We start from the raw sequence: 2,843 nt of genomic DNA, 5'->3' as shown, positions 1-2,843 counted from the left end.
TGCTGTTAAAATCGATATATGATAGTATTTATCTAAAATTAAAATAGGTTGCCATAGTTTAATCTGCTCTTAAAACAAAATATATCGCTTGTGAATTCCATGGAAAAGGTTACGTATACTGAAATCGAAAAATTTGTGAATGAAGTTGTCCACAAATTTGATCCACTCCGTGTAATCCTGTTCGGTTCGTATGCAAATAGCTTGGAATCACCAGACAGTGATGTGGATTTGCTGGTGATTATGAATTTTGAAGGCCGTCCCCAGCTTCAGGCGTTTAATATTCGCAGAGAAATTAGAAGAGATTTTCCTTTAGACTTAATTGTTCGAAGACCTTCTGATATAAATTACAGGCTGGCCGCGGGAAATTTTTTCTCAAAGACATCCTGAATAACGGCAAGGTACTATATGAGCGCACTGATCACGGAATGGATCAATATGGAAGGAGCTATTGAGTTAATTAGCTCCAATTTTCGACAATGATGGCTTAATAGACGCCCCGCTGCCGTCAACAATCGCCGGAAGGCGGTTGCCAAAGCCAGTACATGGACATACTTTCCCGCCGTTGACCTGACGCCCGGCTGGATCCCCCGCGTTCCGTCAACACCCGTACATTTACAGCTAAAAAAAACCGATGACGATCCTGGTTGGTCACTTGGCCGATCAGGCCGCGGTCGGCCTTTTAGTTGAACAAGATAAGTTTTATTTTGATCTGGAGTACGATACAAATGTAAATGGGCAACAGCCCGTTGAATTGTGAATAGTAATGCATCTTATTCACTATTCAAGCTTTGACACCGTTCCTTCCTAAATTTAAACGTAATAGTTTAGTTGTTTTTCAATAAAAAGGGATCATTTTATTATTAATGGTCTCTTTTTATTTGACATACACCATGAGTAATGATACTCATGCTATAAATAGCTAATTATAAAGGATCTGGCAATATGAAAAAGATTGATTTGATGAAAAAACAACAGGATATGTTAAAAGATCAAATTTGCAGAAATTTGGACTTGCTTATCGGCTCCATAGTACGATCTCCGGCCATGATGTATCACAGCTTAACGACAAAAGTTGGGGGAAAAACCGTTACCCGATACGTCCGCAAAGGTTTGGTTCCAAAAGTCAAAAAGATGACCGATCGTAATAAAAGAGTACGCACGCTGATCCAAAAACTTTCAAACGTTAATTGGGAACTGCTCAAACAGGAATCCGAATAACTCATGTCTTCATCTCGTCAACAGCTGCCTCCATGGGATTTTGAATGTGCATATCAGCATAGTTGCCCCCACCTTCACGGATCGTCTACCAAATGGGTCTGGGAAGAATATCAGCGTTCCTATAAAGAGCATTGTGAACATTGGAGAGTTAGAGATATTCTGCGAGAAGAGCTTGAAAAAGCGCTTGCATATATAGGTGAATTAGAAGATCAAAATGAACAGCTCAAAGCAAAACTCAAAGCCCTCCATCAACGACAATTTAAATCGAATAAAAATCGTAACCGGCAAAGTTCAAATGATAGTGCTGATAACTGCTCAGCACAGGCGAAGAAAAAACGAGGTGCGCCCAAAGGCCATCCAGGCTGGTTTAGACGCAAACCCAATCATATCGACAAAACCGTTGTTGTTGCTGCTCCAGAGCTATGTCCTCATTGCGCCTGTGCTGATCTGTCGCCGATGGAAGAAATCAAGGATCATCTGCAAGAAGATATTGTCCTGCAACCGCGTACGCATGTCACCAATTTTAGGCACCATCAAGCATTCTGCCCCAAATGTAATCGCGCTGTAGTTCAAGCTGCACAAGGAGAACTTCTAAATTGCAAAATTGGACCAACAACAAAGGCAGCGGCGGTCTTTTTGCGATATGGCTTGCGGATTCCTTACCGAAAAGTGAAAGAACTTTTTGAGGTGTTTTTTAATATGCCCTTTGTTCCCGCCTCTGCCATGGCCTTTGACCGAACGGCAACCCGCAGAGGCGAACCTTTGTACGAAGATTTAAAGGAGAAATTGCGCAACGCCGCCGTCGCTCATGCCGATGAAACGTATTGGCGACAAGATGGCATTGGGCATTATGTCTGGTATGCCGGCAATGATGATCTGGCGGTGTTTCATATTGACCGCCACCGTTCATCAAAAGTTGCTCAATCGATTTTGGGTAAAAGTTTCGGCGGAGTTCTGCATACCGATGGATATGCAGCCTATAATGCCGTGAACGCTAAACACCGGCAATCATGCCTGGCGCACTTAATCCGTAAATCCAAAGAAATAAAGCAGGAAATTTTGCTCAGAAAACCTAAATTTCAGGATCAACGATCAATTCGGTTTTGCAGCAGTGTTTCAGACTTGTTGAAAAAGGCATGCGAAATCGGACGCAAACTTAACAGCGGCGACATCGAACCGAACAAAGCAGACGCCTTTGAAAAACGCCTCTATTCGGCCTTGGATTCGATATGTACAGGTAAACTCGCTGAGAATAAGGCCGAAACATTAAGACAAAGATTGCTCAATCCTAAGAAAGAATATCATCGCTTATTTACTTTCCTAAAACACACAGGTGTCCAGCCGACCAACAATCAGGCCGAACAGTCCCTCAGAAACATGGTGATTTTTAGAAAAATCTGTATGGGAACTCGCTCCGACGAGGGCTCTTATTCGCACAGTGTCCTGCCCAGTCTTGTTTTGACTGCCAAACGCCAAAGCAAACATCCTCTTGCATTCTTCGAAACTCTATTCACCCAAGACACTGCCACCGCTCAAGCCGCACTTTATAATGACTCTTCTTAATCTTGTAACTATTACCCTTCGGACAATTGAAATGTAAATCCAGAAAAGGACTAAACTATTAC

3 protein-coding genes are annotated in these 2,843 nt (G+C 42.5%); all 3 read left to right on the top strand.

The window, feature by feature from the left end; translation table 11 throughout:
- The first annotated feature begins 99 nt into the window (after window positions 1–99).
- The 3 genes from V3S16_RS11115 to tnpC all read left to right on the top strand — a co-directional run bounded on the left by V3S16_RS11115 (window position 100) and on the right by tnpC (window position 2,781).
- Window positions 100–387, top strand: coding sequence for a nucleotidyltransferase domain-containing protein (locus V3S16_RS11115; RefSeq protein WP_413884916.1), 288 nt, complete (start codon window positions 100–102; stop codon window positions 385–387).
- Window positions 388–942: 555 nt separating this feature from the next.
- Window positions 943–1,218 (top strand): DUF6788 family protein, encoded by a 276-nt coding sequence (locus V3S16_RS11110; RefSeq protein ID WP_413884914.1) that lies wholly within the window; start codon window positions 943–945, stop codon window positions 1,216–1,218.
- Between the two features lie 3 nt (window positions 1,219–1,221).
- Window positions 1,222–2,781: an IS66 family transposase gene (gene tnpC, locus V3S16_RS11105; protein ID WP_413884912.1), complete on the top strand. Its 1,560-nt coding sequence runs from the start codon at window positions 1,222–1,224 to the stop codon at window positions 2,779–2,781.
- Window positions 2,782–2,843: the final 62 nt, after the last annotated feature.

Source organism: Candidatus Desulfatibia sp., from assembly GCF_036446775.1.
Lineage (GTDB): Bacteria > Desulfobacterota > Desulfobacteria > Desulfobacterales > UBA11574 > Desulfatibia_A.
Note: the sequence above shows the minus strand (reverse complement) of the source record. Positions and strands in the feature narration are given on the sequence as shown.